The sequence below is a fragment of the Niallia circulans NBRC 13626 genome (assembly GCF_001591585.1).
Classification (GTDB): Bacteria; Bacillota; Bacilli; order Bacillales; family Cytobacillaceae; genus Niallia; species Niallia circulans.
In genome coordinates this window covers 71,347-97,250 of sequence record NZ_BCVE01000005.1, presented here as the reverse complement: position 1 = coordinate 97,250, position 25,904 = coordinate 71,347, and the positions used below count along the sequence as shown (strand labels likewise).

At 35.5% G+C, this 25,904-nt stretch carries 19 protein-coding genes and 1 pseudogene; 12 read left to right on the top strand and 8 right to left on the bottom strand.

Annotated features, from left to right (window positions below):
- Positions 1 to 154 precede the first annotated feature (154 nt).
- Entirely contained in the window at positions 155 to 1,006 is an 852-nt protein-coding gene (locus BCI01S_RS08090; protein WP_047943861.1) for an HAD family hydrolase, read from the top strand.
- Positions 1,007 to 1,238: 232 nt separating this feature from the next.
- Here BCI01S_RS08090 and BCI01S_RS08085 read toward each other — a convergent pair whose 3' ends face one another.
- Positions 1,239 to 1,550, bottom strand: a complete 312-nt coding sequence (locus BCI01S_RS08085; RefSeq protein ID WP_047943862.1) for a hypothetical protein — start codon at positions 1,548 to 1,550, stop codon at positions 1,239 to 1,241.
- Positions 1,551 to 1,780: 230 nt separating this feature from the next.
- Between BCI01S_RS08085 and BCI01S_RS08080 the strand changes: the two genes are divergently transcribed.
- The 3 genes from BCI01S_RS08080 to BCI01S_RS08070 all read left to right on the top strand — a co-directional run bounded on the left by BCI01S_RS08080 (position 1,781) and on the right by BCI01S_RS08070 (position 7,600).
- Entirely contained in the window at positions 1,781 to 3,124 is a 1,344-nt protein-coding gene (locus BCI01S_RS08080) for a UDP-glucose dehydrogenase family protein (protein WP_061798082.1), read from the top strand.
- Between the two features lie 247 nt (positions 3,125 to 3,371).
- Positions 3,372 to 6,500 carry an alpha-mannosidase gene (locus BCI01S_RS08075; protein ID WP_047943864.1) on the top strand — a complete coding sequence of 1,043 codons (3,129 nt, stop codon included), beginning with the start codon at positions 3,372 to 3,374 and terminating at the stop codon, positions 6,498 to 6,500.
- 110 nt (positions 6,501 to 6,610) lie between these two features.
- Positions 6,611 to 7,600 (top strand): FUSC family protein, encoded by a 990-nt coding sequence (locus BCI01S_RS08070; RefSeq protein WP_061798080.1) that lies wholly within the window; start codon positions 6,611 to 6,613, stop codon positions 7,598 to 7,600.
- Between the two features lie 3 nt (positions 7,601 to 7,603).
- On the opposite strand, the gene BCI01S_RS26175 is transcribed toward BCI01S_RS08070, so the two are convergent.
- Positions 7,604 to 7,732, bottom strand: a complete 129-nt coding sequence (locus BCI01S_RS26175; RefSeq protein ID WP_268874805.1) for a hypothetical protein — start codon at positions 7,730 to 7,732, stop codon at positions 7,604 to 7,606.
- A 328-nt stretch (positions 7,733 to 8,060) separates the two neighbouring features.
- Between BCI01S_RS26175 and BCI01S_RS08065 the strand changes: the two genes are divergently transcribed.
- Positions 8,061 to 8,675: a nitroreductase family protein gene (locus tag BCI01S_RS08065; RefSeq protein WP_047943867.1), complete on the top strand. Its 615-nt coding sequence runs from the start codon at positions 8,061 to 8,063 to the stop codon at positions 8,673 to 8,675.
- A gap of 52 nt (positions 8,676 to 8,727) precedes the next feature.
- On the opposite strand, the gene BCI01S_RS08060 is transcribed toward BCI01S_RS08065, so the two are convergent.
- Positions 8,728 to 10,488, bottom strand: coding sequence for a flavocytochrome c (locus tag BCI01S_RS08060; RefSeq protein WP_061798078.1), 1,761 nt, complete (start codon positions 10,486 to 10,488; stop codon positions 8,728 to 8,730).
- Between the two features lie 218 nt (positions 10,489 to 10,706).
- On the opposite strand from BCI01S_RS08060, the gene BCI01S_RS08055 reads away from it, so the two are divergent.
- Positions 10,707 to 11,531, top strand: a complete 825-nt coding sequence (locus BCI01S_RS08055; RefSeq protein ID WP_047943869.1) for an aldo/keto reductase — start codon at positions 10,707 to 10,709, stop codon at positions 11,529 to 11,531.
- 69 nt (positions 11,532 to 11,600) lie between these two features.
- Here the strand turns inward: BCI01S_RS08055 and BCI01S_RS08050 are convergent, their stop codons facing one another.
- Positions 11,601 to 12,323 carry a 3-ketoacyl-ACP reductase gene (locus tag BCI01S_RS08050; protein ID WP_047943870.1) on the bottom strand — a complete coding sequence of 241 codons (723 nt, stop codon included), beginning with the start codon at positions 12,321 to 12,323 and terminating at the stop codon, positions 11,601 to 11,603.
- 335 nt (positions 12,324 to 12,658) lie between these two features.
- Between BCI01S_RS08050 and BCI01S_RS08045 the strand changes: the two genes are divergently transcribed.
- Positions 12,659 to 13,330 (top strand): YdeI/OmpD-associated family protein, encoded by a 672-nt coding sequence (locus BCI01S_RS08045; protein ID WP_047943871.1) that lies wholly within the window; start codon positions 12,659 to 12,661, stop codon positions 13,328 to 13,330.
- A 726-nt stretch (positions 13,331 to 14,056) separates the two neighbouring features.
- Here the strand turns inward: BCI01S_RS08045 and BCI01S_RS08035 are convergent.
- Positions 14,057 to 15,282: pseudogene (locus BCI01S_RS08035) on the bottom strand (MFS transporter).
- 51 nt (positions 15,283 to 15,333) lie between these two features.
- Entirely contained in the window at positions 15,334 to 15,801 is a 468-nt protein-coding gene (locus BCI01S_RS08030) for a hypothetical protein (RefSeq protein ID WP_047943620.1), read from the bottom strand.
- Positions 15,802 to 15,985: 184 nt separating this feature from the next.
- Here BCI01S_RS08030 and BCI01S_RS08025 point away from each other — a divergent pair, with 184 nt between their 5' ends.
- The 5 genes from BCI01S_RS08025 to BCI01S_RS08005 all read left to right on the top strand — a co-directional run bounded on the left by BCI01S_RS08025 (position 15,986) and on the right by BCI01S_RS08005 (position 23,105).
- Entirely contained in the window at positions 15,986 to 17,260 is a 1,275-nt protein-coding gene (locus tag BCI01S_RS08025; RefSeq protein WP_061798076.1) for an ATP-binding protein, read from the top strand.
- Between the two features lie 165 nt (positions 17,261 to 17,425).
- Complete coding sequence (locus tag BCI01S_RS08020) at positions 17,426 to 18,616, top strand: MalY/PatB family protein (RefSeq protein ID WP_095258414.1); 1,191 nt, start codon at positions 17,426 to 17,428, stop codon at positions 18,614 to 18,616.
- A 457-nt stretch (positions 18,617 to 19,073) separates the two neighbouring features.
- A complete protein-coding gene (locus tag BCI01S_RS08015; RefSeq protein ID WP_061798074.1) occupies positions 19,074 to 20,408 on the top strand; it encodes a polysaccharide pyruvyl transferase family protein in 1,335 nt (444 codons plus the stop codon).
- A gap of 273 nt (positions 20,409 to 20,681) precedes the next feature.
- Positions 20,682 to 22,037 carry a polysaccharide pyruvyl transferase family protein gene (locus tag BCI01S_RS08010; RefSeq protein WP_061798072.1) on the top strand — a complete coding sequence of 452 codons (1,356 nt, stop codon included), beginning with the start codon at positions 20,682 to 20,684 and terminating at the stop codon, positions 22,035 to 22,037.
- Between the two features lie 207 nt (positions 22,038 to 22,244).
- Positions 22,245 to 23,105, top strand: a complete 861-nt coding sequence (locus BCI01S_RS08005) for a hypothetical protein (RefSeq protein ID WP_047943625.1) — start codon at positions 22,245 to 22,247, stop codon at positions 23,103 to 23,105.
- Positions 23,106 to 23,173: 68 nt separating this feature from the next.
- Here BCI01S_RS08005 and BCI01S_RS08000 read toward each other — a convergent pair whose 3' ends face one another.
- Together BCI01S_RS08000 and BCI01S_RS07995 are read right to left on the bottom strand one after the other, a co-directional pair.
- Positions 23,174 to 25,117, bottom strand: a complete 1,944-nt coding sequence (locus tag BCI01S_RS08000; protein WP_061798070.1) for an FtsX-like permease family protein — start codon at positions 25,115 to 25,117, stop codon at positions 23,174 to 23,176.
- Positions 25,104 to 25,868 (bottom strand): ABC transporter ATP-binding protein, encoded by a 765-nt coding sequence (locus tag BCI01S_RS07995; protein ID WP_061798068.1) that lies wholly within the window; start codon positions 25,866 to 25,868, stop codon positions 25,104 to 25,106. The genes BCI01S_RS08000 and BCI01S_RS07995 overlap by 14 nt, the downstream gene beginning before the upstream one ends.
- Positions 25,869 to 25,904: the final 36 nt, after the last annotated feature.

The window sequence follows — 25,904 nt, the reverse complement described above, 5'->3', positions numbered from 1 at the left end:
ATTCATTGCAAAGTTGAAACCAAAAATCATCGAAGAGCTAAAAAGAGTTAACAGCTAATCTCTCCTCACCTTCGAGGAAAACAAACAATGCATTTGAGGGAAAACGTAACGAGGTGTATACTTGCCAATGAAGAGTGTTAAAGGGGGAATTATTTTGTTACAAAAGCCAAAGGCTATTTTTCTTGATATGGATGGTACTATTTTAAATCACCAGAATCAAGTAAGCGTGAAGACAAAGGAGATTATTGATGATCTACGCAAGGATGGTCTATTCGTATTTATAGCTACAGGAAGATCTTTTGATGAAATTGAATCCGTCGTGCCAGAAGGATTTAAAGTGGATGGATATGTTACTTCAAACGGCATGGCTGGTTACATAGGAAAGGAACCTATTTTTCAGCATACTCTACCTTTAGAACTAGTCGAAACAATTATTAAAAAGGCAAGAGAGAATAAAGTATATTATGAGTTATTTCCATATGGGGACTCTCGAATGACATTAAGTCAGGATAAAGAATATGTTATACAAGAGATCAGAGAACCGAAACCAGAAAGCGTAGGTATTAATGAATGGCTTTCTCGAAAAGAAGCTATCAGTAGAAAGATTGCTTGGAAGGACACGATTGAAGGCAAAGAGTTTTCCAAGTTCTATTTTTTTGCTCGAACAAAAGAACATATTAATCAATGGAAACAGGTGCTAGAAGACTTAAGAAAAGAAATCGACTTTACAGCATCTACTTCATCTGCACATAATGTGGAAGTAATGGTTGCTAACGTAAATAAAGCCACTGGTATTAAAGAGATGTTAGAAAGATTTAATCTTTCAGCAGAGGAGACTATGGGAATTGGCGATAGTGATAACGATATCCAAATGCTTCAATTTGTTTCTATGCCGGTTGCTATGCAGAATGCTCCAGACCATATTAAAGAATTGGCAGCAGAAGTAACAGATTTAAGCTGTGATGAAGATGGCGTTTGTCATTTCTTAACAACTCGATTCAAATAACAGATACGGTTCACCATACTTATTCTTTGTTATTGTAAGTGAAAATCAAAACTTCCTTAAGGGACATCAGTCTAGTATTAGTGAGGATAATAGTAAAGGAAACAAGCGGAATAAAGAGCAAAGTGATAAAACAGAAGACGAAAGATAGTCAGCTTTTTAAGAAGCTGGCTTTCTTTCGTTACTCCTTCCTTAAAAACTTTCGATTACAATTTTTAATAAAAGTTAAAGTAAGTTATTTATTTGCAGCAATGCTATATGAGTCAGACCGTTTGGAAAACTTTTTAATTAGCTCAAGAATGAAGTAGTTAATCCATGTAATAACAGGAATGAAAAGTGGCAGCAAGGATAGAGGCGAATGACCAAAACCAAATAATCTCACTTCTTCATTAGAAATATATATAATCCATGTCGTACCTGCTAACACAACGCTATTCCCACAGAATGCAACGAATAGTGCCACCCATTTCTTCTGTGTTTTTGTGAGTGTAAAAATAGAGAGGACTGCAGAAAACAATAAAGATATAAATAGTAAGATAATGACCACTGATCCTTCCTCCATTCCTATTTTAGCTATAGTTTAGCATAAATTTCCTATTTTTACCTCTTATGATTAGTTGGGAAATTTACATTCCTTTACCAAAAATATAAAAAGAATAAGCGATGAAATAATCAACCATTATACTAACTATATTCCTATTTAAATCTTCCGACTTTTTATTTTAATAACGGATTTTGGCCGTCTTTGTAATCTTTTACATAAGGAGTTTTGTCAAGATGAATATCACAGTGGCAGGTACAGGATATGTTGGATTAGTGACAGGTGTTTGTTTAGCAGAGGTTGGTCACAAGGTAATTTGTGTAGATCAAGACCAAGAGAAAATTGTTCTTCTGAATCTAGGGATTTCGCCTATTTATGAGCCAGAGCTAGATAAACTTATAGAAAAAAATTCACAGGCCGGAAAATTAACTTTTACAACTGACTATAACAAAGCCTATGCGCAATCAGATGTTATTTTCATCGGGGTCGGGACGCCCGAAAATGAAGATGGGTCTGCTAACTTAAACTATGTATTTCAAGTCGCAAAGCAAATTGCCGAAAGTGTAAGGCGTGATTGTTTAATTGTTATTAAATCAACCGTTCCCATCGGGACAAATGACCGTGTTGAAACATACATAAAAAATCACTTAAAACATAAGGTTTCGATAGAGGTTGCCTCTAATCCTGAATTTCTTGCCCAAGGAAGTGCCATTAAAGATACACTGCATGCTTCACGAATTGTCATTGGGGTAGAAAGCGAAAGGGCTAAGAAGATTTTAACTTCTATTTATGAACCTTTTCAACAGCCGATTTTAACAATGAATCGTCGCAGTGCAGAAATGGTAAAATACGCATCGAATGATTTTCTGGCTTTAAAGATTTCTTTTATCAATGACATTGCTAATTTATGTGAATCAGTTGGTGCGAATATTGAGGATGTAACAAGTGGAATGAGTTATGATGAGCGCATTGGGAAAAAATTTTTAAATCCAGGCATTGGGTATGGTGGTTCTTGTTTTCCAAAAGATACGAAAGCCCTGCATTGGCTTGCAGAAGAAGAAGGCTATGTTTTACGGACAGTAAAAGCTGCAATTGAGGTCAATGAGAAGCAAAAATTTAAGCTGATTTCAAAGGCGCGGAATGAATTTTCCTCTTTCAATGGAATGAAAGTAGCAGTACTAGGGCTGACCTTTAAGCCTGGAACAGATGATTTGCGTGAAGCTCCTTCTATTCCCAATGTTCGCATATTATTAAGCGAAGGAGCAAAAGTACATGTCTATGATCCAGTAGGGGGAGATAACTTTAAAAAGCACTTTCCTACAGAGGTAGTCTATGAACAAACACCAGAGAAAGCGCTGGAGGGAGCAGATCTTTGCTTTATCTATACAGAATGGGCTGAAATTAAAGCAATAGATTTAACTATTTTAAAAAACAAAATGAACGTACCATTTATATTTGATGGAAGAAATTGTTTTTCCCTAGAGGAAGCAAGTAAGGCAGGTATTAATTATTTCTCCATTGGCCGACCAGAGGTTAGAGAGATAGAGGTTGAACCGATTAGAAGAGCAGCAGGAAGATAACGGTGTGTGGAATAAGAGAAATAGAATAACAACAAACAAAACTCTTCCTTTCTAAGGAGGGTTTTTGTCTGTTGTATAAAGAATAAGCACGTATGTAAATGATTTAGGACAGGGAGTGTGGCGAATTCAAACAGCTTGATAACCCCATCTCCGCCCCAAACTATTTTTTTGCATTGACTAAAGCTCTTATTGTTAGATAATAAAGATAATCGAAATTTTGAAAATTATCTTAATATGGAGGGCTTTTATGTTCTGGACAGAAAAGAAATTGGATGCACGAATCAAGGAACTAGAAAATTATCGCTATCGAGAATCAATTTCCTTGGACTCCTTTTCGATGCAATTAGATGAAGAAGGAGAGATTGGTGCGAGACCACCAGAAAATGGGGAATGGGCTACTATTCATGTCGGAGATCATTGGGCAGGAAGGGATCATTATGCTTGGTTAAAGACAGAGGTAGCAATCCCTATGAGCTGGAAAGGGAAACAGGTATTGGGCTATTTTGATTTTGGCATAACAGATGGTGGAACGAATTCAGGCTTTGAGTCTCTTTTGTATGTAAATAAGAAAATCTATCAAGGTGTAGATGCGAATCATCGGGAAGTTTTTCTCAAAGAGGAACATTGCGGCACAAATGTCAGCTTGATTTTTCGTTTGTGGTCTGGCTTAGAGGGTGGCGGTAAGCCGCGTATTCAGGAGCATAAGATAAAGAAGGCAGAGATTGCCTGGCTAGACGAAGCAACAGATGATTTATACTATACAGCCAAAGCAATGATCCAAACCATACATATTTTAGATGAAAACAGACCAGAGTATCAGACCATCCTAACAGCATTAAATCGATCATTTTATGAAATAGACTGGACAGAACCAGGATCGGATTTATTTTATCAATCTATTAACAAGGCAAATAACTATTTAAATGCAGCATTAGAAAAGATGGACAAGCATGCAGCTGTAACGATTCATGCAATTGGCCACACCCATATTGATGTTGCTTGGTTATGGCGCTTAAAGCATACTCGAGAAAAAGCGGCACGTTCCTTTTCCACCGTATTGCGTTTAATGGAAAGATATCCAGAATACTTATTTATGCAGTCACAGCCTCAGCTATACGCCTATTTAAAAGAGGATTATCCGGAAATCTATGCCCAGCTGAAAGATAGAGTAGCGGAAGGAAGGTGGGAACCAGAAGGCGGGATGTGGCTGGAGCCTGATTGTAATTTGCCTTCAGGTGAATCTTTTGTTCGTCAATTACTTCATGGAACGAGATTCTTAAAAGAAGAATTTGGAGTAACAAGTAAGTACTTATGGCTGCCAGATGTATTTGGCTATAGCTGGTCATTGCCGCAAATTCTTAAACAAGCAAGAATAGAAACTTTTATGACGACGAAGATTAGCTGGAATCAGTATAATCGGATGCCGCATGATACCTTTCAATGGCGAGGCATTGATGGAACAGAAATTTTGACCCACTTTGTAACTACACCGTATCCGAACAGTAGAGGCTGGGCTTATGATTATAATGGAGAAATGCAGGCAGATGTGGTGCAGGGTGCTTGGGATAATTATAAGGACAAAAATATTACGCAAGATTTACTGTTGTCTTATGGCTATGGAGATGGCGGAGGTGGAGTAAATCGGGATATGCTGGAAATGAGAAGACGTTTTGACCGAATTCCAGGCCTGCCTGCTGTTAAATCAACTAAAGCAGGCGATTATTTTGACTTCCTTCATGAAAAAGTGAAGAATACAGAAGAATATGTTCATACATGGGATGGAGAACTCTATTTAGAATTTCATCGAGGAACCTATACCAGTCAAGCTTATAATAAAAGAAGTAATCGCAAACAGGAATTATTGTACCGGGAGACAGAACTGCTTAGTGTACTAGCTGGTGTATTAGCCTCTGATTGGTCCTTTTATCCGCAGGAAGAGCTGCATAAAGGCTGGACGATTTTATTGCGCAATCAGTTCCATGATATCATTCCAGGGTCTTCGATTCGTGAAGTGTATGAAGACAGCCTATTAGAATATGATGAAGCAGAATCACTGGCTTATGAAGCACAAGAGCAAGTATCAACGAGAATAATCGATTCAGATGTCTCTAATCAGTATACCGTGATAAATGACTCTTCATGGCCGCGTTCCGGATTGGTGGAGGTGCCAGTTAAACTTGGACTAGAAGAGGGAGAATGGTCATCAGAAAATGGAAAAGTACTGCAAGTTGAAAAAGTAAATGGAAAGTGGCTTATATTAGTGGAAGAAGTTCCATCACATGGATTAGCTAATCTTTTATTTAAATCGTCGGAAAATCAAGGTATAAATAAGCAGTCTGCTTTTGTGATAAATAATAATGGGATAGAGACACCTTTTTATCAAATTCTTTGGAATGAAAAGGGACAATTAATTCGTATATTTGATAAAAAAGCACAAAGAGATGTGTTAAAGGAAAATCAGGCAGGAAATATCCTGCAAGTATTTGAAGATAAGCCGTTAAGATGGGAAGCTTGGGACATTGATATTTTTTATCAAGAAAAGCATCAAGAGATTTCTACATTAGAAGAGATAGAAATAATCGAAAACAACTCCTTGCGAGCAGTAATAAAGTTTGTGTGGACATATCACCATTCGAAGGTAGAGCAAGAGGTAATTCTCTATGCTGAAAATCCAAGAATAGACTTTAAAACATTTGTTGATTGGCATGAACAGCATCAGCTATTAAAAGTGGCATTTCCAGTTGAAATTCGTTCCACTCAAGCAACCTATGATATTCAGTTTGGAAATGTACAACGACCAACTCATTGGAATACAAGCTGGGATTATGCAAAGTTTGAAACGGTTGGACACCAATGGGCAGATTTATCCGAGCAAGGTTATGGAATAAGTCTTTTAAATGATTGTAAATATGGCTATGACATCAAAGATTCCGTGATGCGTTTGTCCCTTATTAAGGCAGGTACTTACCCAGATTATTTACAAGATCAAGGAGCACATACATTTACTTATTCTCTTCTGCCACATCAAGGTGACTGGAGAGAAGGGAGAACAGTCCAAGAGGCATGGGATTTAAATCAGCCATTAAAAAGTTTGGCAGGAAAGTTACAATCACAAGATTTTGCTTTATTCCATATAGTGTCTGATCATTGCTTGATCGATGCAGTGAAAAAAGCTGAGGATGGGAATAAAGTCATTGTTCGTTTACATGAATTTATGGGAAAAAGAGGAACAGTAGAATTAACCTCAGATGCTCATGTGAAAAGATGGCAGGAATGTAATCTTCTAGAAGAAACAATTGGAGAAAAACAGGAAAATGAAAGGATAACATTCGCGATAAAGCCCTATGAAATTAAAACTTTTTTAGTAGAAATCTAAAGTGAATGAAAAAGGCAGATCCTAAAGAGAACATACTCTAAGGTCTGCCTTTTGCATGTTTTTTTACAGGAGACTCATACTAAAGTTAAAAACATATAGTGAGGTTTTGTATGAAAATAAATAGATGGAATGATAAGACAATATTAATAATGAAAATGGCAATTGGTTCAGCAATTGCCTGGCAGCTTTCCAAGCTTATTGGCTCGAGTCATTCATATTTAGCACCACTTTCACTCATTCTGTGCTTGCAGCCATCACTCGAGCAGTCTGTCCAATTCTCGATTCGGCGGGGCGTTGGGACGATTATTGGGGTGTTAATGACTATATTTTTTATTCAATATGTACCGCTAACAGGCTGGATATTAGGGATATTTCTATTTGCAGGTACCGGCATTGCCCTGATATTCGGATTAAACACAGTTATCATCCATCAAGTTGCCCTGTCCATTTTATTAGTATTTGCATTAGAAAAGCACGCTGGGAATTATGGATTGGATCGAATTGTGGATACAGTACTAGGAGGGATTCTTGCTATTTTTCTTCAATTATTTATTTTCCCGCCAAACGTGTTAAATAGGACGGCTGTCATAAATTATGCTGAAAAATATGATCATTTACTTACATATGTTTCTTCTTGGATAGCATCAGACTTTAATAAGCAACAGGCTGATGAGGTAGACAGACTAAATAAGAAATTACTTCAAACAATTCAAGAAATCGACAAAAACCTACTAACAGCAACTAAAAATATAAAATACACTGTGTACAATAGAAGAGGCTTAAAGAAAACAATAAATACCCATTCCAAAAATTTAGCTGTATTAAAGGAATGTCATTCCTATTTAATTAATATTATAGCTATCCTAAAGGAATGGAATAAGGCTGGTGGAATGTCTTTACTCGAAAAGGATCAGCTTTTGAGACAATTAAATTTAATAGGAAAAGTATTTAGAGTGCAACTCACAAATGAAGCGAGTCAGAAAGAGAAGGAGAATAGTAATGTGTTTATTCTCCAAAATCCATTCCTTTTCGAAGTAGATTGCTATAGAGGTGCTCTTTATGTAGAGATAAGAAAACTTGCTGCTGCAGCCACTAAATAGAATTTAATGAACATTTTCCTTTGGTGCAGGCAATATTTTTTCTAATGTGATGAGATTATTGTGTATTACCTTTAAATCGTACTGACATTGCTTTAAAAGCTTTTCTATTTCCAGCCATTTTTCTTTATTCAAAGTGAATTCTCCTTTCAGGTTTGGTGATTAGTACAAAGTATGTGGAAAAAGGAAAATTATTCGTAAATAGAGAAGGTGGAAAGTGGAGAGATAGTTTTAAAGAAGAGGGAAATGCTCCTAAAGGCACACCTTAAAACGACTGACGAACATTCTTAAACACTAAATAATTCTATCTCTCTGATTAAGTAATTTATAACGTTTAATAAACATTCTTTAATGGAACTTATAACTATTGTAAAAAAATACGATTCATCATCTTTGACAATCTTTACTTACTAATGGTAAGTTGGTTCTAGAAAACAATTAACTAATTAGTTGGAGGAAGAATATGTCTCATTTAGAAGAAATAATGAAAAGCCGTAAATCGGTAAGAGTGTATGATTCAGCTCATAAAATAGAAAAAAAGGAACTGGAAGAAATTTTAACATTAGCAACAAGTGCACCATCTTCTAGTAATTTGCAGTCTTGGAGATTTATTGTGATTCAAGATCAAGAACTAAAAAAAGAGTTAAGAGAAATTGGCAATAACCAAGCGCAAATAGAAGATTCCTCAGCGATTATTGCTGTGTTAGGAGATACAGAAGCTTATAGAAATGTGGAAGAAATCTATGAAAAAAATGTTTCCCTTGGCTATATGGATCAATCTATTGCAGATAGAACGGTTAATAATACGCTAAGTTTATATCCCAATCAACCAAAACAAACATTAGCACAAATTGCTAGCTATGATGCAGGCTTAATTTCCATGCAGATTTTACTGCTAGCAAAAGAACGAGGGTATGATACCGTTATAATGGGCGGTTTTGATAAAGATGCATTTGCGAAACGTTTTGAGTTACCAGAAAACCAATTTCCGATTACCCTTATTGCAATAGGAAAAGCAGCTGCACCAGCTTTTAATACTAGCAGAATGCCGATAGAAAAAATTGCGAAATTTTACTGATTGAGAGAGAAAAAAGTGCCTTGATTCTAAAAAGAAAGAAGGCACTTTTTTGTTATTTTATTTCGATTGCAGAGGTTTCACCAGCTATACGGCCAAATACGATAATGTCAGCAACAGCATTTCCACCAATTCTATTTCCACCATGAACACCACCAGTAACTTCACCTGCAGCATACAGTCCTTTAATGATATTTCCTTGTTTATCTAAAACATGAGTTTTTGTATCAATTTTTAATCCACCCATAGTATGATGAATACCTGGAGTTACGGGAATTATATAGTATGGACCTTGTTCTAACGTTTGAGTTAGATGGACTCTGTCAAATTCTTCGTCTTTTTTATTTTTAACGTATTTTGTATAATTTTTTAAAGTAGAAGCAAAGGTACTGCTATCTATTCCTGCTGTCTTTCCCAAAGCTTCTATTGTTTCTCCTTTTGTAGCATAGCCATCTTTAATATATCCTGCTAATGAGGCGTTTTCATCAGCCATTTCTTGGTTTACGACGAGATATGCAACTTTATCTGCCTGTGCCAAAATATTTTTCGAAACAACATCACGTGTCAATAATTCATTGGTAAATCTTTTTCCTTCTTTATTTACTAAAATGGCTCCGTCCCCGCGTAATCCTTCTGTAAATAAATAGCCTGTTTCTGGATCGGTTGTTGGGTGTATTTGTATCTGATCCATATCTACGAGGTCAGCCCCAACCTTTTCTGCCATAACAATTCCTAATCCTATTGCTCCTGCATGATTTGTTGTTGAGAAACCTTTCAGATCTTTATTGTATTTAATAACCATTTCAGCATTTGCCCCAAAACCACCTGTTGCTAAAATAACAGATTTTGCATTAACCGTGAATGAATTCCTATTTTTATCGGTAGCTTTTACTCCTACAATTGCTCCATCTTTTTTTATTAAATTATCAGCTGTAGTATTTAATAAAATGGGAGTATTTAATTCTTTCAATTTATTGGATAGAACCTCTACAATAACAGGACCAACTGGTGATCCATCTGCTGGCTGATGAATTCTTGGGTTTGTTTGTCCACCAGATAATGTTACCTTTGTTAAACCTGCTCCCATATCATTTAGCCATTTCAGTGCATCAGGAGCATTATCTACTAGTGTTTGTAGTAGTTTTGGATCATTTAAGTTTTTGCCGCCTTTCATCGTATCGTCAAACCATGTTTGTTTGTCGTCTTTAATTCCATCCGCTTCTTGGTATTTGGTGCCTGCCACATTCATTCCACCTGTTGCTTTATTTGTGTTTCCACCAATGATAGGCATTTGCTCTAAAATGACAACAGACTTACCAGCTTCGCTAGCCTTCACGGCTGCTGCAAGTCCTGCACCACCTGCACCTACTATAGCGACATCAACATCTAAGTCTTCCTGCTTTTGTTCTTCTACAATGACTTTATTTGCAGCATCTTTTAAGGCTTTCATATCGGCTCCAGACTTTTCTAACGCCTTTGTAACAGCTTCAATAATTCCGTTACTAGATTCACTTGCTCCTGATACAACATCCACTGCTAAACTTTGTGAGGAGATAATATCATTGGTTAATTGAGTAGTTGCCCCATCACTAATACTGCCAGTTTCTCCATCTGCACTGATTTCAATTTTCTCAATCTTATCTTTTGAAACTGTTACTGTAGCTTTAATTTCTCCTCCATGGCCAGTGGAAACGCCTTCGTATGTTCCCGCTTTATACTTTGCTTTTTCTTCTGTATTCGAATTGTTGCTACAACCTGCTATTATCAGCATAAATATAGCTAGAAGAACGAATGCTATACTAGAAGCTCTTTTCATAAAAATTTTCCCCTCTCTCTATATATTGCTCATTATTTCACAATATCTATCATAAAGAACATGCTCAACTACTAGCTATCAAAATAATAATGTTCAAAATAAGTTCATAAGTATATGGAGAATTTGTGAATCTTTAAAGGATAAGGAAATCGTACTTTTTGTAATTTATTTCTATTCGCGCTAAACTAAAAGAGAATTCGAAAAAGGAGTGTGGAAAGATGAATGTTGTTACATTAAATAATGGTTTAAAAATGCCTCAACTAGGGTTTGGCGTCTGGCAGGTTCCAGATGAAGAAGCGGCTGTTGCTGTCAGCACTGCTTTTAAAGTAGGCTATACTTCCATTGATACTGCGATGGTATATCAAAACGAAGCAGGTGTAGGAAAAGCAATTAAAGAATCTTCTATTCCACGCGAAGAGTTGTTTATTACAACAAAAGTATGGAACAGTGATCAGGGCTATGAGAATACACTAAGAGCATTCGATGAAAGTTTAGAAAGATTAGGGCTTGATTACGTCGATCTTTATTTGATTCATTGGCCAACCCCACAATTTGATGAGTATGTGGATACATATAGAGCACTAGAAAAATTATATAAAGATGGCAGAGTGAAGGCTATTGGTGTTTGTAACTTTGAAATTGAACATTTAGAGCGCATTTTAAATGAATGTGAGGTTAAACCTGTTTTGAATCAGGTAGAATGTCATCCATATTTAGCGCAAAATGAATTAAAGGACTTTTGCGCAAAGCATGATATTTTTGTAGAAGCTTGGAGCCCGCTTGATCAAGGCGGAGAAGTTCTTCAGGATGAAGTCATCACACAAATTGCAGAAACAAAAGAAAAGTCACCAGCACAAGTAGTATTGCGTTGGCATTTGCAAAATAATACGATTGTTATTCCGAAATCAGTGACACCATCTCGCATTGAAGAAAATTTCCATGTGTTTGATTTTGAATTAACAGAGGAAGAAATGAAACAAATTAATGAGCTAAACCGCAATAGACGAAAAGGTCCACACCCAAATGAGATGAATAACCGATAAGAAAGAAAGGGAATAGTGCTGCTATATTTAATAGCGGCACTATTCCCTTTCCCAATTATATCTATGGTATTAGAATGGGTTTGTTCCTAGTACTGTAGCTGTTTTTACATAGATTCTTGGATGCAGTTTTAATTGAGAAACAATCAGTTCTGCGATATCTTCTGGCTGCATGTATTTCTCTGCATCACCTTTGATTAAATCTGTTTTAACAGCAAGCTCTGTTGCAACTGTACTTGGTGTTAAGGAAGTAACACGAATATTATTTCTGCGTACTTCTTGTGCTAATGATTCTGTCATTCCGATTAGACCGAATTTAGAAGCACTGTATGCACTGGAAGTAGCAGCGCCATTTAAGCCATTTGTAGAAGAAATATTGATAATATCTCCGCCATTTTTTTCAATTAATTGTGGTAAAACTGCCTTTGTTACATAGTATGGTCCCATTAAGTTTACGTCGATGATTTGTTTCCATTCTTCTGGGTCCATTTCTAAAAGAGATTGGAATTTACCAATTCCAGCATTATTGATTAAAATATCTGCTTTCCCTAGTTCGTTTGTTAAAGTAGAAATTGCTTGTTCTACTTCTTCTAAAGAGGATACATCAACTGTTGCATAAGCAGCTTTTACGCCAAGTGCTTCCACTTCTTTGGCTACTTCTTGTAATGCTCCTTCTGTACGAGCAAGTAAACCAACATTTACACCTTCATTTGCTAGTGCAACCGCTACTGCTTTTCCTATCCCTCTTCCAGCTCCCGTAATGAAAGCTACTTTTCCCTTTAAAGATTGTGCCATTAAAAGCAACTCCTTCCAATCGTTGTTCAGTAAATAATACTTTGTCTATTTTAAGATTTTCTGCAGGTATTAGCAAGAAAGCCGCTTAGAGAAAAGATTTATTATCTATCATTCATATAATTTCCCTTTTCCTTGTTTCTAATTGGAATGATTCTTGCCATCGAACTAATTTTGCCTAATATCCTGTTTATTATCTTTTTTCTGGAAAAAAATATACCTGCTAGAAATAAATAAACTCCATCGGTATTTATTATTTTTGAAAGAGTAAGACAGATAAGTAGTATATTGTTAAACTATTTAAATAAAATACTTAAATGAATAAGAAGGAGAATCCTATGGTAAAAACAATTGTCGATAAATTAAATTTAAAAAAATACAAAAAAATGGCGATTCTAAATCAACCAAATGAATTGAATTACTTTGGAGAATTGGAAGCATATGATACAGAGCTTCAAGATAAATATGATGCTATATTCGCCTTTGTGCTAGACATGGTTGCAATGCGAGAAACGGTTGATAAGATTATACGAACAGATTCGCTGAACAAGAAGGGATACATCTTTTTAGCATATCCAAAGAAAGGAAATAAAGTCTACCCCACTTATATTCATCGGGATGAATTGTTTAAGGGGCTAGATACGGATTCAGATGGATATGTGGGAACGAGTACAATAAAATTTGCGCGTATGGTTGGATTGGATGAAGTATTCACTGTGATAGGTTTAAAAGAAGAGGAAAAAAGGACATTAAAGGCCGCTTCCTCCAAAGCGAGTCAACGTGTTGATGATTATATAGAAAAGATCCAAGCTATCGAAGATGATTTAATAAATACTCCCGAGTTATTAGCCTTTTACCAATCCCTCACACCAGGTTATCAAAAGGAATGGGCAAGATATGTCTATAGTGCAAAACAAGAAGCAACGAGAGAAAAAAGAAAAGCAGAAATGTTGATGATCCTTCAAGCTGGTTATAAAAGCAGAGATACCTATCGAAAAGAGCAGGGATAATAGGTTTCAACAGTCTTTTTGATTATCGGTTTGGCTAAATAAACATTTCAATCAAATATAACCCCGAATAATTATACGTACACACTAAAAATATTCGTATAATTGTTCGGGGTTTAATTAATTTTAAGAAAAAAGGTCTATGGTGATCAACCGCAGCCTGAATAGACTTTGCTTTCCATGGGGCGAGCGCCAAGCCCCATCCCAAGTGTTAGGCACTATCTACAATTGGAGGTGCAGTTGACTTTAGCCGAGGAGGCTTTGGTTGTTCCTCGAGGTATCGTGTGTCTGTAGTGTAATGGAACGAATTGGTTTCACCACTAAATTAGAAATTGTTATTTTTATCTATTATATATTTTGTTTTGTACCAGCCACTCTTCAAATCCTTCTCGTCAAAAAGTATGGCATGACTTTCAAACGATATTCATAGATTAATATATATCTTTTTTGAAGGAGAGGATTATATGCGTTTTGCTAGACTAGCTGATCGTTTTTGGGACGGCATAACTTTGACTAATGTCAATCATAAAGGAATTATTTATCCTTATTTTGTTTTTATGATTACTGCATTTCTTTTTGAATTATTTCTTATAGTGTTAATAGGAATATCTATTTATTACTTCTACCAATGGAAGTATTATCCCAATGCGCTCTTTTATATTGGATGCTGCATCCTTTTTTTACTGCTTATCTTGACAACAATATCGATAAAATCTATTTATCTAAGGATTAAATAATTTCCTGCTTTTTACGTAAATAATAATATAAAATGATGCAGCAAATGGAGCATAATAAAGATAAAAATGCGATAAACCCATAGCCTGCCTGCTGTCCAATAACACCATTACTTGTATAAAACAAACGATTTATCCCATCAATTATGACTCCAATTAGCAGGTTTCCGAACACACTTGCAATTCCCATTAGAGTAACAGTAAAGGTAATGGCTGTACCCGTTCCCTTCGGATACCTTTTGGCAAGTAATGCCATTACAGTTGGGTAAATGGGGGCAATTCCTATTCCAGCGATAGCAAAAAGAATCGCACCTTTTTCGCCAATGATAATGCCAGCAAAACTGCAAATGCCGGAAAAGGCAGCGAAGATCATGATGGATAGTGTATAGCCGATTTTATCTGTTAGTGGGCCAAGGAATAACCTTGAAAGCATAAAAAATAGAAAAAACATAGATAACATACCTGAAGCTGTTTCCACATTCCATGAATACGCTTTAATTAAAAAGTTTACTAACCAGCCTCCGACAGCCAATTCAGATACCACCCCAAAGGAAAGTATCATGACAATAAGCCATGCAGCTGGATCGCGAAGTAAAAATCGATATGACACTGATTCATCATCACTAGTTTCCTCTTCAGGAAATTTGCCGAAGATAGAAGGGATGATAGGGAGAAGGGCTAAAAGCAGCACAATGAAGTACATTCCTCGCCAGCTATTGTCCATTTCATCATCCAAGAGGCGATAATCGGCGCAAACATTGAGCTTAATCCATAGAAAAAATGAGCGAGATTCATCATAAATCCAGTATTTTTTGTGAAAATTCGCGCTGCCATTATCCCCAGTCCGATTTCAAGCATTCCATTTCCAATATATAAAAGGAAATAAGAGGAAGAAAGGGTGAAATATTTTTCGGAAAAATAAAGACAAATACCTGAAAGAGCCATTGCTGCGAAAGCAACAATACCAGTCCATTTAATGCCAATTTTATTGGCTAAAGCGGCAGTAAAGGTACAAGCAATTAAATAGCCAAGTGAATTGATAGCAAGCAAAAATCCTATTTGTGACTCACTTAAAAGAAAATCTGCTTGAATGATAGGGATAGCGGGTCCCTTAACGTTCTCTGATAATCCGAAAATGAGGAACCCGCCAAAAATAATAGCAAGTAAAACAGAATAATTAATTTTAGAATGTTTCTTACTAAAAGCAATCAAGCGATTCATAGGTATCCTTCCTTTATCTTCAAAAATGTAACCAACGAGTTATGAAGACTATTATTTATGATAACGTGATTGGCGAGATGGAAGATTGGTATTTTCGTTTGAATGATTATTCGTGTCCACATGATTGTTTTTTTTGCGAAGGATTTTTTTAATTCCTTTAAACAATAAGGTAATAACTAAATATATTCCGAAAAATAGGAGGAATCCATTAATTCCGGCCACTGCATCTGCAAACTCCATATTTCCCCGTCCCGTAATTCCTTGCTGGATTTCAATTGCAAATACCAATACAAGGATGAGTGTAAACGTATATATAAAAGAAATGCTCTTGATGCTCCAAGCAGCTAACCGTTTAAAAATAAATTGAACAATAAAGAATGAAATAATCCCAATAAGGCCGATAATCCATAAATGTAAATCTTTGTCTGAAGCTTGCCAACCCAGAATGGCAGCAGCATCCATAATAATATCATGAAGAATATTAACAATCTCTGCGGTAATTTTAAAAAAGTCTCCCATTGTGTCCCTCCCCTTTAATGTTTCCTTTCATTAGATTATACTGGACGATGGAAAATAATAAAACAAGCAATCAATTATTCTATTATTAGCAAATGCGCTTCTAGTTAAAAAATGGTAAGATAGGATAAAAGATGTTCATTAAGACGAACGTATATAGAAATTATACTTTGAAGGGGCAATGTCTATGCTGCTTTGGAATCGTAATAGGCAAATAAAAACATGGGGACAAATTACGTTAGTAACGATCTCTATATTATTTACTACTTATCAATTTGTTATAAAGCATGAACCTTTTTTCAATATTGATTTTTTCCTGTTTACGATCTTAGCATGGATTGTTGGCTGGAGGTATGATCTGTCCAAATACTATGAGAAGAAGGCAAAGGATAGTGAAGAAAGCTATCGACTCCTAATGGATTCCTTACCAGAATCCATATTTATTCAATCCTTAAGAGAAAACAAGTTAGTCTATGTCAATCATGCTGCTGTTAAAATGATGGGAGCATCTAGCGGTCAAGAGTTAATTAATCGATCATTTGGAGAGTTTGTCACAGCAGATTATATGGAACGGTGGAAAATGCGTCTGAATATTGCCTTAGAGAAAAAGAAACCGCTCTCTCCTATTGAATACAAAATGAAACGTGTGGCTGGAAATGATTTTTTCTATGAGGCGTCCTGTTTAGCGATAATGTTAAATGGGGAAGATGTGATATTATCGATTGGAAAAGATATTACAGCTAGCAAAGAGAAAACGATGCATTTGCTCCAAAAGTCAGAAAAATTAGCGATTTTAGGAGAGATGTCTGCAGGAATTGCTCATGAGATTAGAAATCCATTAACCTCGATTAAAGGATTTATTCAGCTAGCGAAGGCAGAAAATCCTAAAAATAGATACTTTGAAATTGTATTGTCAGAAATCGAAAGAATTAATGGCATTGTTGGCGAGCTGCTTTTTCTCGCTAAACCTACGGCGGATGTTTTTTTAGTTAAAGATATTCGTAATATTATTAAAGACGTTATTACATTAATACATACTCAATTAAGCTTACATAATATTCAGATTAAAGAAGTATATGAATGGGATATTCCAATGATTTTATGTGAGGAAAAGCGCCTAAAACAAGTATTTATTAACTTGCTGCAAAATGCTATAGAAGCTATGCCACAGGGTGGATATATTTCTATTAAGGGTACGTCTCTCCAGGATGGTAATATTTCGATAGAAATTATGGATCAGGGAGTAGGTATTCCGGACGAGAGATTAGGAACATTAGGTGAACCATTTTTTACAACGAAGGAAAAAGGGACTGGTCTTGGTTTAATGACCTGTTTCAAAATCATTGAAAGTCATAATGGCAGTTTGAGCTTCCAAAGCGAATTAAACAAAGGAACAAAGGCAATCATCGTCTTTCCGGCAGCTACACAAGATACATTACTTGGTACAGTTTCTCAAGGATAATAAAAGCAGATGTAAACCTCCGCAAAATTAGTGGGGGTTTATTTAGATAAAGGAAGTAAGTTTGACTGAAAAGGGAAAACTGTAGATGTTAAAGATTCCAGTCGAGTTTTTTTCTAACGCTCCATGTTATAATGACTTCAAAATAGCAAAAGGATGGTGGATGTAGTGATTAATAACTTTGATGAAGTGGTAAATCGACGAAATACTTATTCGATTAAATGGGACGGTGGAAAAATTATTAAGGAGATGGGACTTACAGAGCGATATGATGAAGAGACAATCCCCTTATTTACAGCAGATATGGATTTGCCTGTACCACAAGCATTAGTAGATGCATTACATAAAACGGTTGATAATCGCATATATGGCTATTCTATTTTTCCTGATGAGTACTATGAAGCAATTCAGCATTGGTTTAAAAAAAGACATAATTGGGAGATAGATAGAGAATCTATTGTCTATAGTCCAGGAACAGTTCATGCAATTAATATGGCAGTGCGTGCTTTTACAGAAGCTGGCGATGGTGTAATTATTCAACGCCCAGTTTATCCGCCGTTTACTTCGGCAATTGAAGGAAATGGCAGAGTGGTTCGGAATAATGCGTTACTTCAAGACGAAGAAGGGTATTATACCATCGATTTTGCTGATTTTGAAGAGAAAGCAAAGGAAGAATCAACGAAGCTGTTTATTCTTTGTAACCCCCATAATCCAACTGGTCGCATTTTTACAGTAGAAGAACTAAGTCGTTTAAATGAGATTTGTGTAAAACATAATGTGTTAATTATTGCAGATGAAATTCATGGTGATTTAATTAGACGTACACAGAAATTTACTCCAATTGCGATGGTTGCAGATAATCAGGATCATTTGATTACATGTACGGCAATTAATAAAACTTTTAATGTGGCAGGACTTCACTGCACTAATTTAATCATTCCAAATGTGAAGCTGCGCAATGCGTTTAATAAGGAAATGGGTCACCAATTGGCATCTCCTTTTACAATTTCTGCGCTTATTGCGGTTTATAAGGAAGGAGAAGAATGGCTGGAGGAATTGAAGGAATATATTGACGGAACCATGGAATGGGTAAAAGCCTACATCGATGAACATATGCCAAAAGTGAAAGTGACAATACCAGAAGGAACCTATATCATGTGGATGGACTTCAGCGGATATGGAATAACACCAGAAGAAGTACATGAGCGTATTTATCATAGAGCCAATGTTTTACTAGAAGATGGCAGTATGTTTGGAGAAGAAGGAATTAATCATCAACGAATTTGTATTCCTTCCCCAAGACCGATTATAAAAGAAGCTATAGAAAGAATTGCAAGAGAGTTCGCTGATTTAATATAAAGATCCGTTTTGACTAAAGAATCTAATGAAGAAAAGATATATTTCAACTGCAGGGAAGAGCAACTACTTTAACCTTAAGTGAAAAAATGTTTCTTTTCTAATCAGATTCTTTTTTGTTTGGACTATATTGTAAAGTTTTGTTAGGCATAGGAAAGGGTAAGAAATAATCGGTTAGTATTATTTCTTTTGATTTTTAACAAAAGAACCTAGTATTTTGATAATGATTCATTATTATTATTCATTTATTAATGTTACTGCTGTATAGAATTTAAAAAAGTGCCAATGATGATATTAGATATTTAACTTGAATAGGTTAGTAGTCATTGTAAGATGTGGCAATACAAATTTTTGGAGTAAAACAGGGCTTTCAGTTGAATCAGAAATATAGAATTTTTATGATAGGCTCATAATTAAATTCCATATTTTTTAATTTGTGGTTACAGAAAGGGTTAGGAAAATGAAGAATATATTGATTAGATCAGGGATGTCACCACTTGATATTTTTGATGCATCATACATACTAAACAACAATTCGATTGGAGGAAATGTTGGAAACCTAATTTACCAATATAGTGTTTACCGTACATTAATGACGGAGGATACAAACATTACGCCAGATTACTATGATTATGATCCATCAAGAGCAGATGAAATCAATGAAGAGTATGATTGTTATGTCATTCCCTTGGCAGATGCATTTCGAAAGGAATTTGTACCGACTTTACGAAAATACACAGAGTTAATCAAAAGATTAAAGATTCCAGTCTATGTCATTGGAGTAGGACTGCGTGCTCCTTTTGAGCCAAAATTAAATGAAGGTTTTCCATTCGATGAGGATGTAAGAGCATTCATTAAGGCTGTTTTAGAAAAGTCAACAATCATTGGGTTACGTGGTGAAATTACATCAAAATATTTAACTGGATTAGGGTTTAAAGAAGGAGTAGACCATACAGTTATTGGCTGTCCTTCCATGTATACCTTTGGTCGAGAATTGAACATTCGAGAAACAACTATAACGAAAGAGTCAATGGTCTGTGTGAATTCCTCTCGAATCTCTCCAAAAAATGTCCTTGATTTCATTACAAGAGGGATGGAAGAGTTTCCGAATTATTATTTTATTCCACAGTGGCTTAAAGAATTAAAATTAGTGTATTTAGGTGCGCCTGCAATAGCAAAAGACAGCACAAACTATCCGGTGAAAATTTCTGATCAAGCCTATAAGAATAATAGAGTTCGTTTCCCTCTGAATGCTCCAACTTGGTTTGATTTTATAAGCCAAGCAGATTTGAGCTTCGGAGCAAGATTACATGGAAACATAACAGCAACAATCTCTGGAACACCGAGTATTATTATTCCAAAAGATGCTCGGATGAGAGAATTGGCAGAATACCATCAACTTACATATGTAATGGCAAAGGAAATTAATGAGAAAACAAGATTATCGGATTTGATTGAGCAGGTAGACTTCCAACAGCCTGCAAAGCGACAAGGTGAAAATTTCGATCATTATATTGATTTCTTAAATAAAAATAAAATAGATCATATTTATAAAGACACAAATCATCCTGAACGAATACCATTAGAAGAAAGATTGACGGATGTACAATTAAAGCCAATAGAAGTGCCAATAAGTGTATGCAGTATAGAAGAAGCAGTTGCAAGATGGCATAATTTCCATTCAGGAGAAGCTCCACAAATCATGGAGTTGAAAAAGAAAATTAAAAAGCTAGAAGGGCAATTAAATCGAAAATCTGTCAAACTAGTCTTAAAAGCAGCAAACGTATTTAATTAATGGAGAATGAAAGGAAGCATGCACTTTTCTCTTATAAAAAAGGGGCAAGGAATAAGGCTAATCTTCCCTGAATCGCTTGCTTATATAAAAATGTAAAAAAGCACCAAGCTCCATAAAGGTGCTTTTTTATCATTCTAGCAGCAGTGGATTATGTATAAGTATTAGGTTTAAAAGCTATTCATCCTGTCAAAAATATGAAAAAAGCTGATTTCATGAAGACTAAGGTTAAATCAAGAAAAAGTGTTGAAAAAAACATGATAGGGAAGAAGCATGATGAAAAAAATATTAATAAGAGCAGGTATGTCACCTTTAGAACCTTTTGATGCAGCAAAAATGATAATGGACAATACATTTGGTGGGAATATCGGAAATCTAATCTATCAATACAGTGTATTTCGGACATTGATGACTAAAGATACAATTATTACACCAGATTATTATACATATGGCCCAGATAGAGCAGATGAAATAAACGAGAATTATGATTGCTATATCATCCCCTTAGCAGATGCCTTTCGAAATGAATTTATTCCATCTTTACGAAGATATACGAAGCTGATTAATAAATTGAAAATTCCCGTTGTCGTCATTGGCGTTGGCTTAAGGGCTCCCTTTGAACCAAAGTTAAACGAAGGATTTCCCTTTGATAAAGATGTAAAGAATTTTGTTAAGGCCGTATTAAAAAAATCTTCTATCATTGGAGTTCGAGGAGAAATTACGGCAAAATATTTAACTCGTTTAGGATTTCGTGAAGGAATAGATCATGTAGTAATTGGCTGTCCATCGATGTATACGTTTGGTAGAGAATTATCTATACGGAATACGCGCGTAACGAAGGAGTCAAAAATCTGCGTTAACTCCTCCCGTCGTTCCCAAAAGAAAGTATTAGACTTCATCGCTAGAGGTATGGCCGAATATCCGAATCACTATTTTATTCCTCAATGGTTAAAAGAATTGAAATTAACGTATTTAGGAGCACCCTCCATTGCAGAAATAAGCAAAAAATATCCAATAAAAATGTCAGACCCTGTATATATGAATAATAGAGTTCGATTCTTTTTAAATGTACCCACATGGTTAGAGTTTATGAAAGATGCTGATTTAAGCTTTGGTGCCCGTCTCCATGGAAATATTGCAGCTACCATTGCGGGCACACCTAGTTTAATTATTCCGAAGGATGCCCGAATGAGAGAATTAGCAGAATACCATCAATTAACCAATCTAATGGCAAATAAAATAACGGGTAAGACTAGTTTATTAGAAATAATAGAGAAAAGCGATTTTCAGTCTCCTGTTAAAGTACAAGGTAGGAATTTTGACCACTTTATTGATTTTCTTAATAAGAATCAATTAGAGCATATATATATAAACACAGTAACACCCTCCACTGTTCCGTTAGATCAGAAGCTAGCAGATATTCAGCTCCAACCACCAGTGAAACCAGTAAGCGGATGTAGCTTAGAGGAAATGGTGGAACGATGGGAGAGATACTATCCATTAGAAAGTAGTCAAAAAAATGGAAGCAAAGTTTTAATGACGAAAGAAAATTTAGTAGCAATGGTTATGGAAAGGATTTTCAAGAAAAAGGAGCAGGTATTTAAGCGATTATCCAAGGTAGGCAGTAAGTAATTAAAATCTCAAGAGAAGAAGGATATAACTATTAGAAAGTGTTTTCTCTTCCCTTTCTAATAGTTATATTTTGTTACGGAATCCTTTAAAAAGATTTTTTATAAAAGATGACGTATTCTTTACCAATAGCCTAAGGATAATATATAATAGAGAGGAAGGAAGTCCCTTTTTAGTGGACTTGCTATTATTTTTTACTAAATTGAAAGGATGATTTTTATTGTTATTCAACAGGCAGTACAAACCGAACTAATTAAAAAGTATTGGGAAATGTATGAAAGTAAGAAAGAGAGGACATATATTGTAAAGCCCTCGATGCCAATTATGTATTTTGGTAATAGTAAGAAATATTTTGAATCCCCTATCCGCATCATTACTGTAGGTCTAAATCCGTCTAGACGTGATTTCCCTGACCCTGACCCTTTCCAAAGGTTTCAATCGATGAAACGAGACCATCACTATCAATTCAATCAACAGTACATTACTGCACTTGACCAGTATTTTGAAAAAGACCCATATAAAGCATGGTATGAGCCTTCTTTTGAACCGTTATTGAATGGAATGAATGCAAGCTTTTATGGTAACAAAGAAAATACGGCATTGCATACAGATATTTGCTCACCGCTTGCAACTAATCCTACCTGGGATAGTTTAAGCAAAGAAGCAAAGAAAGACCTTCAAGCAGAAGGCGTGAAATTATGGCATGATCTTATTGAATACTTACAGCCTGATGTAATCCTAATTTCAGTTGCAGGAGAACATCTCTCAAAAATTCAGTTGGAAACAGAAAGTGATTGGGAGACTGTTTATACGATTCCTAATTCCCGTTATTTAATTAATAGCAAGAAAGTAAGGTTAGCGACGAAAACAGCTGATGTTTACTATGGCAGATCGGCAGAAATTCCATTTGGGCAAGTTTCACCGGAGAATAAGGTGAAGATTGGTGAATATATTAAGGCGATTACGGAGAAAAAAGATCAGCCAATTGATTTTAAAGCCTTTCATCATGCCATTTTAGAATCCGAACAGCGAGATGATGAACTTTTTGGCTGGAACCAAGAAGCAAACTAAAAAAAGGGAATCAGGCTATTGTTTGTCTGATTCCCTTTTTTATTTGACTGATAAGCGGTGATGCACCTTTACAATGCCTCGCTAATGATTTTCTTATAATAAATAACGGAGAGAATTCCAAAGATGGAATACAGCAATGCATATAGCCCCATTACAATGAACATTGGTGCCCATAATTCCGATCCAAAGAAGAACCAGCCAGATTTGACAGCGAAATAACTATGAAGCAGGCCAATAAGTAACGGAATCCCAAAGTTAAATAGTTGTTTTGATTTAATGCCGTTTATTAAATCATTCTGTGTATAGCCTAGCTTACGAAGAATGGTATAGTTATACTTTTCTTCTTCTCCTTCATCCATCTGTTTAAAGTAAAGAATACACCCTGATGTGATAAGGAAAGTGAGCCCAAGAAAACCGACAATAAACATCGCTAATCCCATAAATTCTTTTTGAGACTGGCTTGTCTCATAACGTGATAAAGTTTCCTGACTTTCAAAAGTTAGTTTTTGATAAATTTTATCAGCTTCTACAATTTCTTGATTCTTATTAATATTGATCCCAATATAAAGTGAAGAAGGAGACTGAAGGCTTTTATCCATATTCTTTTGTACTAAATCAAAGACAGAAGAGTCGACGATTACGGTCATTAGTCCGCCGTTAGAAAAGTTATAAGGAAGAATGTTCATTTCCTTCATTCCTAAATAATTTAATGGGACGGACTGACCGTTTAACTCCATGGTAATTGAGCCCGTAGATTTTAATTTGATAAACTTTTCTAAGGTAGAACTATATCCATCAAAAAGTACTTCCTCTTTAGATAGATGAACACCTTCTACATAGTCTTCACTAATAACAGGCATCTGCATCTCGCTGGTATCTTGTGTGAATCCATCTGGAATATTATCGAGGACTCCCTTTATATCAAAGATGGTCTGAATAACAGGAATTTTTTCTTCCTTATAAGCAATTTTTTGTTCTTCCAGTCGGCTTGTAAAAGCTTCTGCATCCTGGACATTGTCAAAAGCGAAATCGGCTGGAACATTTTGTTTTGCATTTTTTTCTGCAGAGTAGTAAGATATATAGCTTAAACAAAGAAAGCCTAATGCGAGCGCAGAAACGGTTGTTATAATTGTTAATAAAATAGCATTTGATTTCATCCGAAACATAATACTAGACAGGGAAAGTACTTGATTAATATTAATGTAGCCATTTTTCCCTTTACGAATAAGGTTAAACAAAAAGCTGACAGATCCTTTATAAAAGAGATATGTCCCGATTATGACTAGAGCGAGAATAGAAATCATAGCGAAAAACAATTCATTCATGGATTGAAAGTCGCCATTAAAAAGCTGGGACGAGATGTAGTAGCCGCTTATGATAAAAATAATTCCTGTAACACCGATAATCATTTCCCATACAGACATTTTCTTAACTCGTGCTTCTGTTGAAGACGCAACACGGAATAAGGAAAGAATCGTTTGGCGCTTAATGAAAATATAGTTCATTAACATAATGAGAACATATATGGCGCAAAAAACAATGACTGTTTGGACGAGAGCCTCTGGCGAAAAGTGAAGTTTCGCAATAGCTTGGACCCCGGTTACTTTGAATAGAATCATGATGGTTATCTTAGAAAAAGAAACGCCAATAAAAATACCGATTACAATAGATAGAAAATATAAAATAAAATTTTCCAGTGTTAACAAACGGAAAATTTTGCTTTTGGTCATCCCAATCAATTGGAAAAGTCCAATTTCTTTTCCGCGGCGCTTGATAAAAATCGTATTGGCATAGAGTAGAAAAATCGCAACAATTGCTATTAAAAGAACAGAGGCCGCTTTAATAGCAGCGCCGCCTTTGACTGAATTTTCTACCACGTCCATCGATGGGTCATATTGTAAGGTTACAAAGGAAAAATAAAGGGACACGCTGAATACTAAGGCAAAAATATAAAGATAATAGTATTTTATATTTTTTTTGAGATTACGAATTACAAGATTACTTAAGGTCATTTTGCACACCACCCAAAATTCCCTGTGTTTTGATAATATCTTGGAAAAAGCGCTGTCTATCCTGGTCTCCTTTATAAAGCTGTGTATAAATTTGCCCATCTTTAATAAAAACAACTCGATTACAATAGCTTGCAGCGACTGGGTCATGGGTTACCATAAGGATGGTTGCGCTTCTTGTTTGGTTTAGATGACTCAATTTATTTAATAAATCAGAGGCAGACTTAGAATCAAGAGCCCCGGTTGGTTCATCTGCAAATATAATACTTGGTTCATGAATGAAAGCTCTGGCTGCAGATGTTCTTTGCTTTTGACCACCTGATATTTCATTTGGATACTTATCTTTTATTTCGTAAATACCTAATTCTTTCGCTAAAGTATCAAAACGCTGATGCGCCTCTTTTTTTGGTGTTTTTGTAATCGATAATGGTAAAAGAATATTTTCTTTAACGGTTAAAGTATCGAGTAAATTATAATCTTGAAAGATAAATCCTAAGTGATTTTTTCGGAATTCTGCTAACTGCTTTTCTTTAAGACGGGTAATTTCCTTCTCTACGATTCGAATAGTTCCTCCACTGGCTTGATCGATAGAAGAAAGTACGTTCAACAAGGTTGTTTTCCCTGAACCAGAGGCCCCCATAATACTGACAAATTCGCCTTTTTGGACGTTTAAATTTACGCCCTTCAGCACTTCTTGACGATTTGTTTTATTGCCATAACTTTTATGGACCTTTGAAGCAATTAAGATATCCATACTCCACACTCCTTTAAATGATAGATTAAGTATACA

Excerpts from the sequence above, each read along its gene's own strand:
- BCI01S_RS08015 (WP_061798074.1), top strand. The coding sequence starts at position 19,074 with ATGAAGAATATATTGATTAGATCAGGGATGTCACCACTTGATATTTTT.
- BCI01S_RS08050 (WP_047943870.1), bottom strand. The coding sequence starts at position 12,323 with ATGGCACAATCTTTAAAGGGAAAAGTAGCTTTCATTACGGGAGCTGGA.
- BCI01S_RS08065 (WP_047943867.1), top strand. The coding sequence starts at position 8,061 with ATGTCTCATTTAGAAGAAATAATGAAAAGCCGTAAATCGGTAAGAGTG.
- BCI01S_RS08000 (WP_061798070.1), bottom strand. The coding sequence starts at position 25,117 with ATGACCTTAAGTAATCTTGTAATTCGTAATCTCAAAAAAAATATAAAA.
- BCI01S_RS08080 (WP_061798082.1), top strand. The coding sequence starts at position 1,781 with ATGAATATCACAGTGGCAGGTACAGGATATGTTGGATTAGTGACAGGT.
- BCI01S_RS08045 (WP_047943871.1), top strand. The coding sequence starts at position 12,659 with ATGGTAAAAACAATTGTCGATAAATTAAATTTAAAAAAATACAAAAAA.
- BCI01S_RS08030 (WP_047943620.1), bottom strand. The coding sequence starts at position 15,801 with ATGGGAGACTTTTTTAAAATTACCGCAGAGATTGTTAATATTCTTCAT.
- BCI01S_RS08055 (WP_047943869.1), top strand. The coding sequence starts at position 10,707 with ATGAATGTTGTTACATTAAATAATGGTTTAAAAATGCCTCAACTAGGG.
- BCI01S_RS08075 (WP_047943864.1), top strand. The coding sequence starts at position 3,372 with ATGTTCTGGACAGAAAAGAAATTGGATGCACGAATCAAGGAACTAGAA.
- BCI01S_RS08060 (WP_061798078.1), bottom strand. The coding sequence starts at position 10,488 with ATGAAAAGAGCTTCTAGTATAGCATTCGTTCTTCTAGCTATATTTATG.
- BCI01S_RS08005 (WP_047943625.1), top strand. The coding sequence starts at position 22,245 with ATGATTTTTATTGTTATTCAACAGGCAGTACAAACCGAACTAATTAAA.
- BCI01S_RS07995 (WP_061798068.1), bottom strand. The coding sequence starts at position 25,868 with ATGGATATCTTAATTGCTTCAAAGGTCCATAAAAGTTATGGCAATAAA.
- BCI01S_RS08025 (WP_061798076.1), top strand. The coding sequence starts at position 15,986 with ATGCTGCTTTGGAATCGTAATAGGCAAATAAAAACATGGGGACAAATT.
- BCI01S_RS08070 (WP_061798080.1), top strand. The coding sequence starts at position 6,611 with ATGAAAATAAATAGATGGAATGATAAGACAATATTAATAATGAAAATG.
- BCI01S_RS08010 (WP_061798072.1), top strand. The coding sequence starts at position 20,682 with ATGAAAAAAATATTAATAAGAGCAGGTATGTCACCTTTAGAACCTTTT.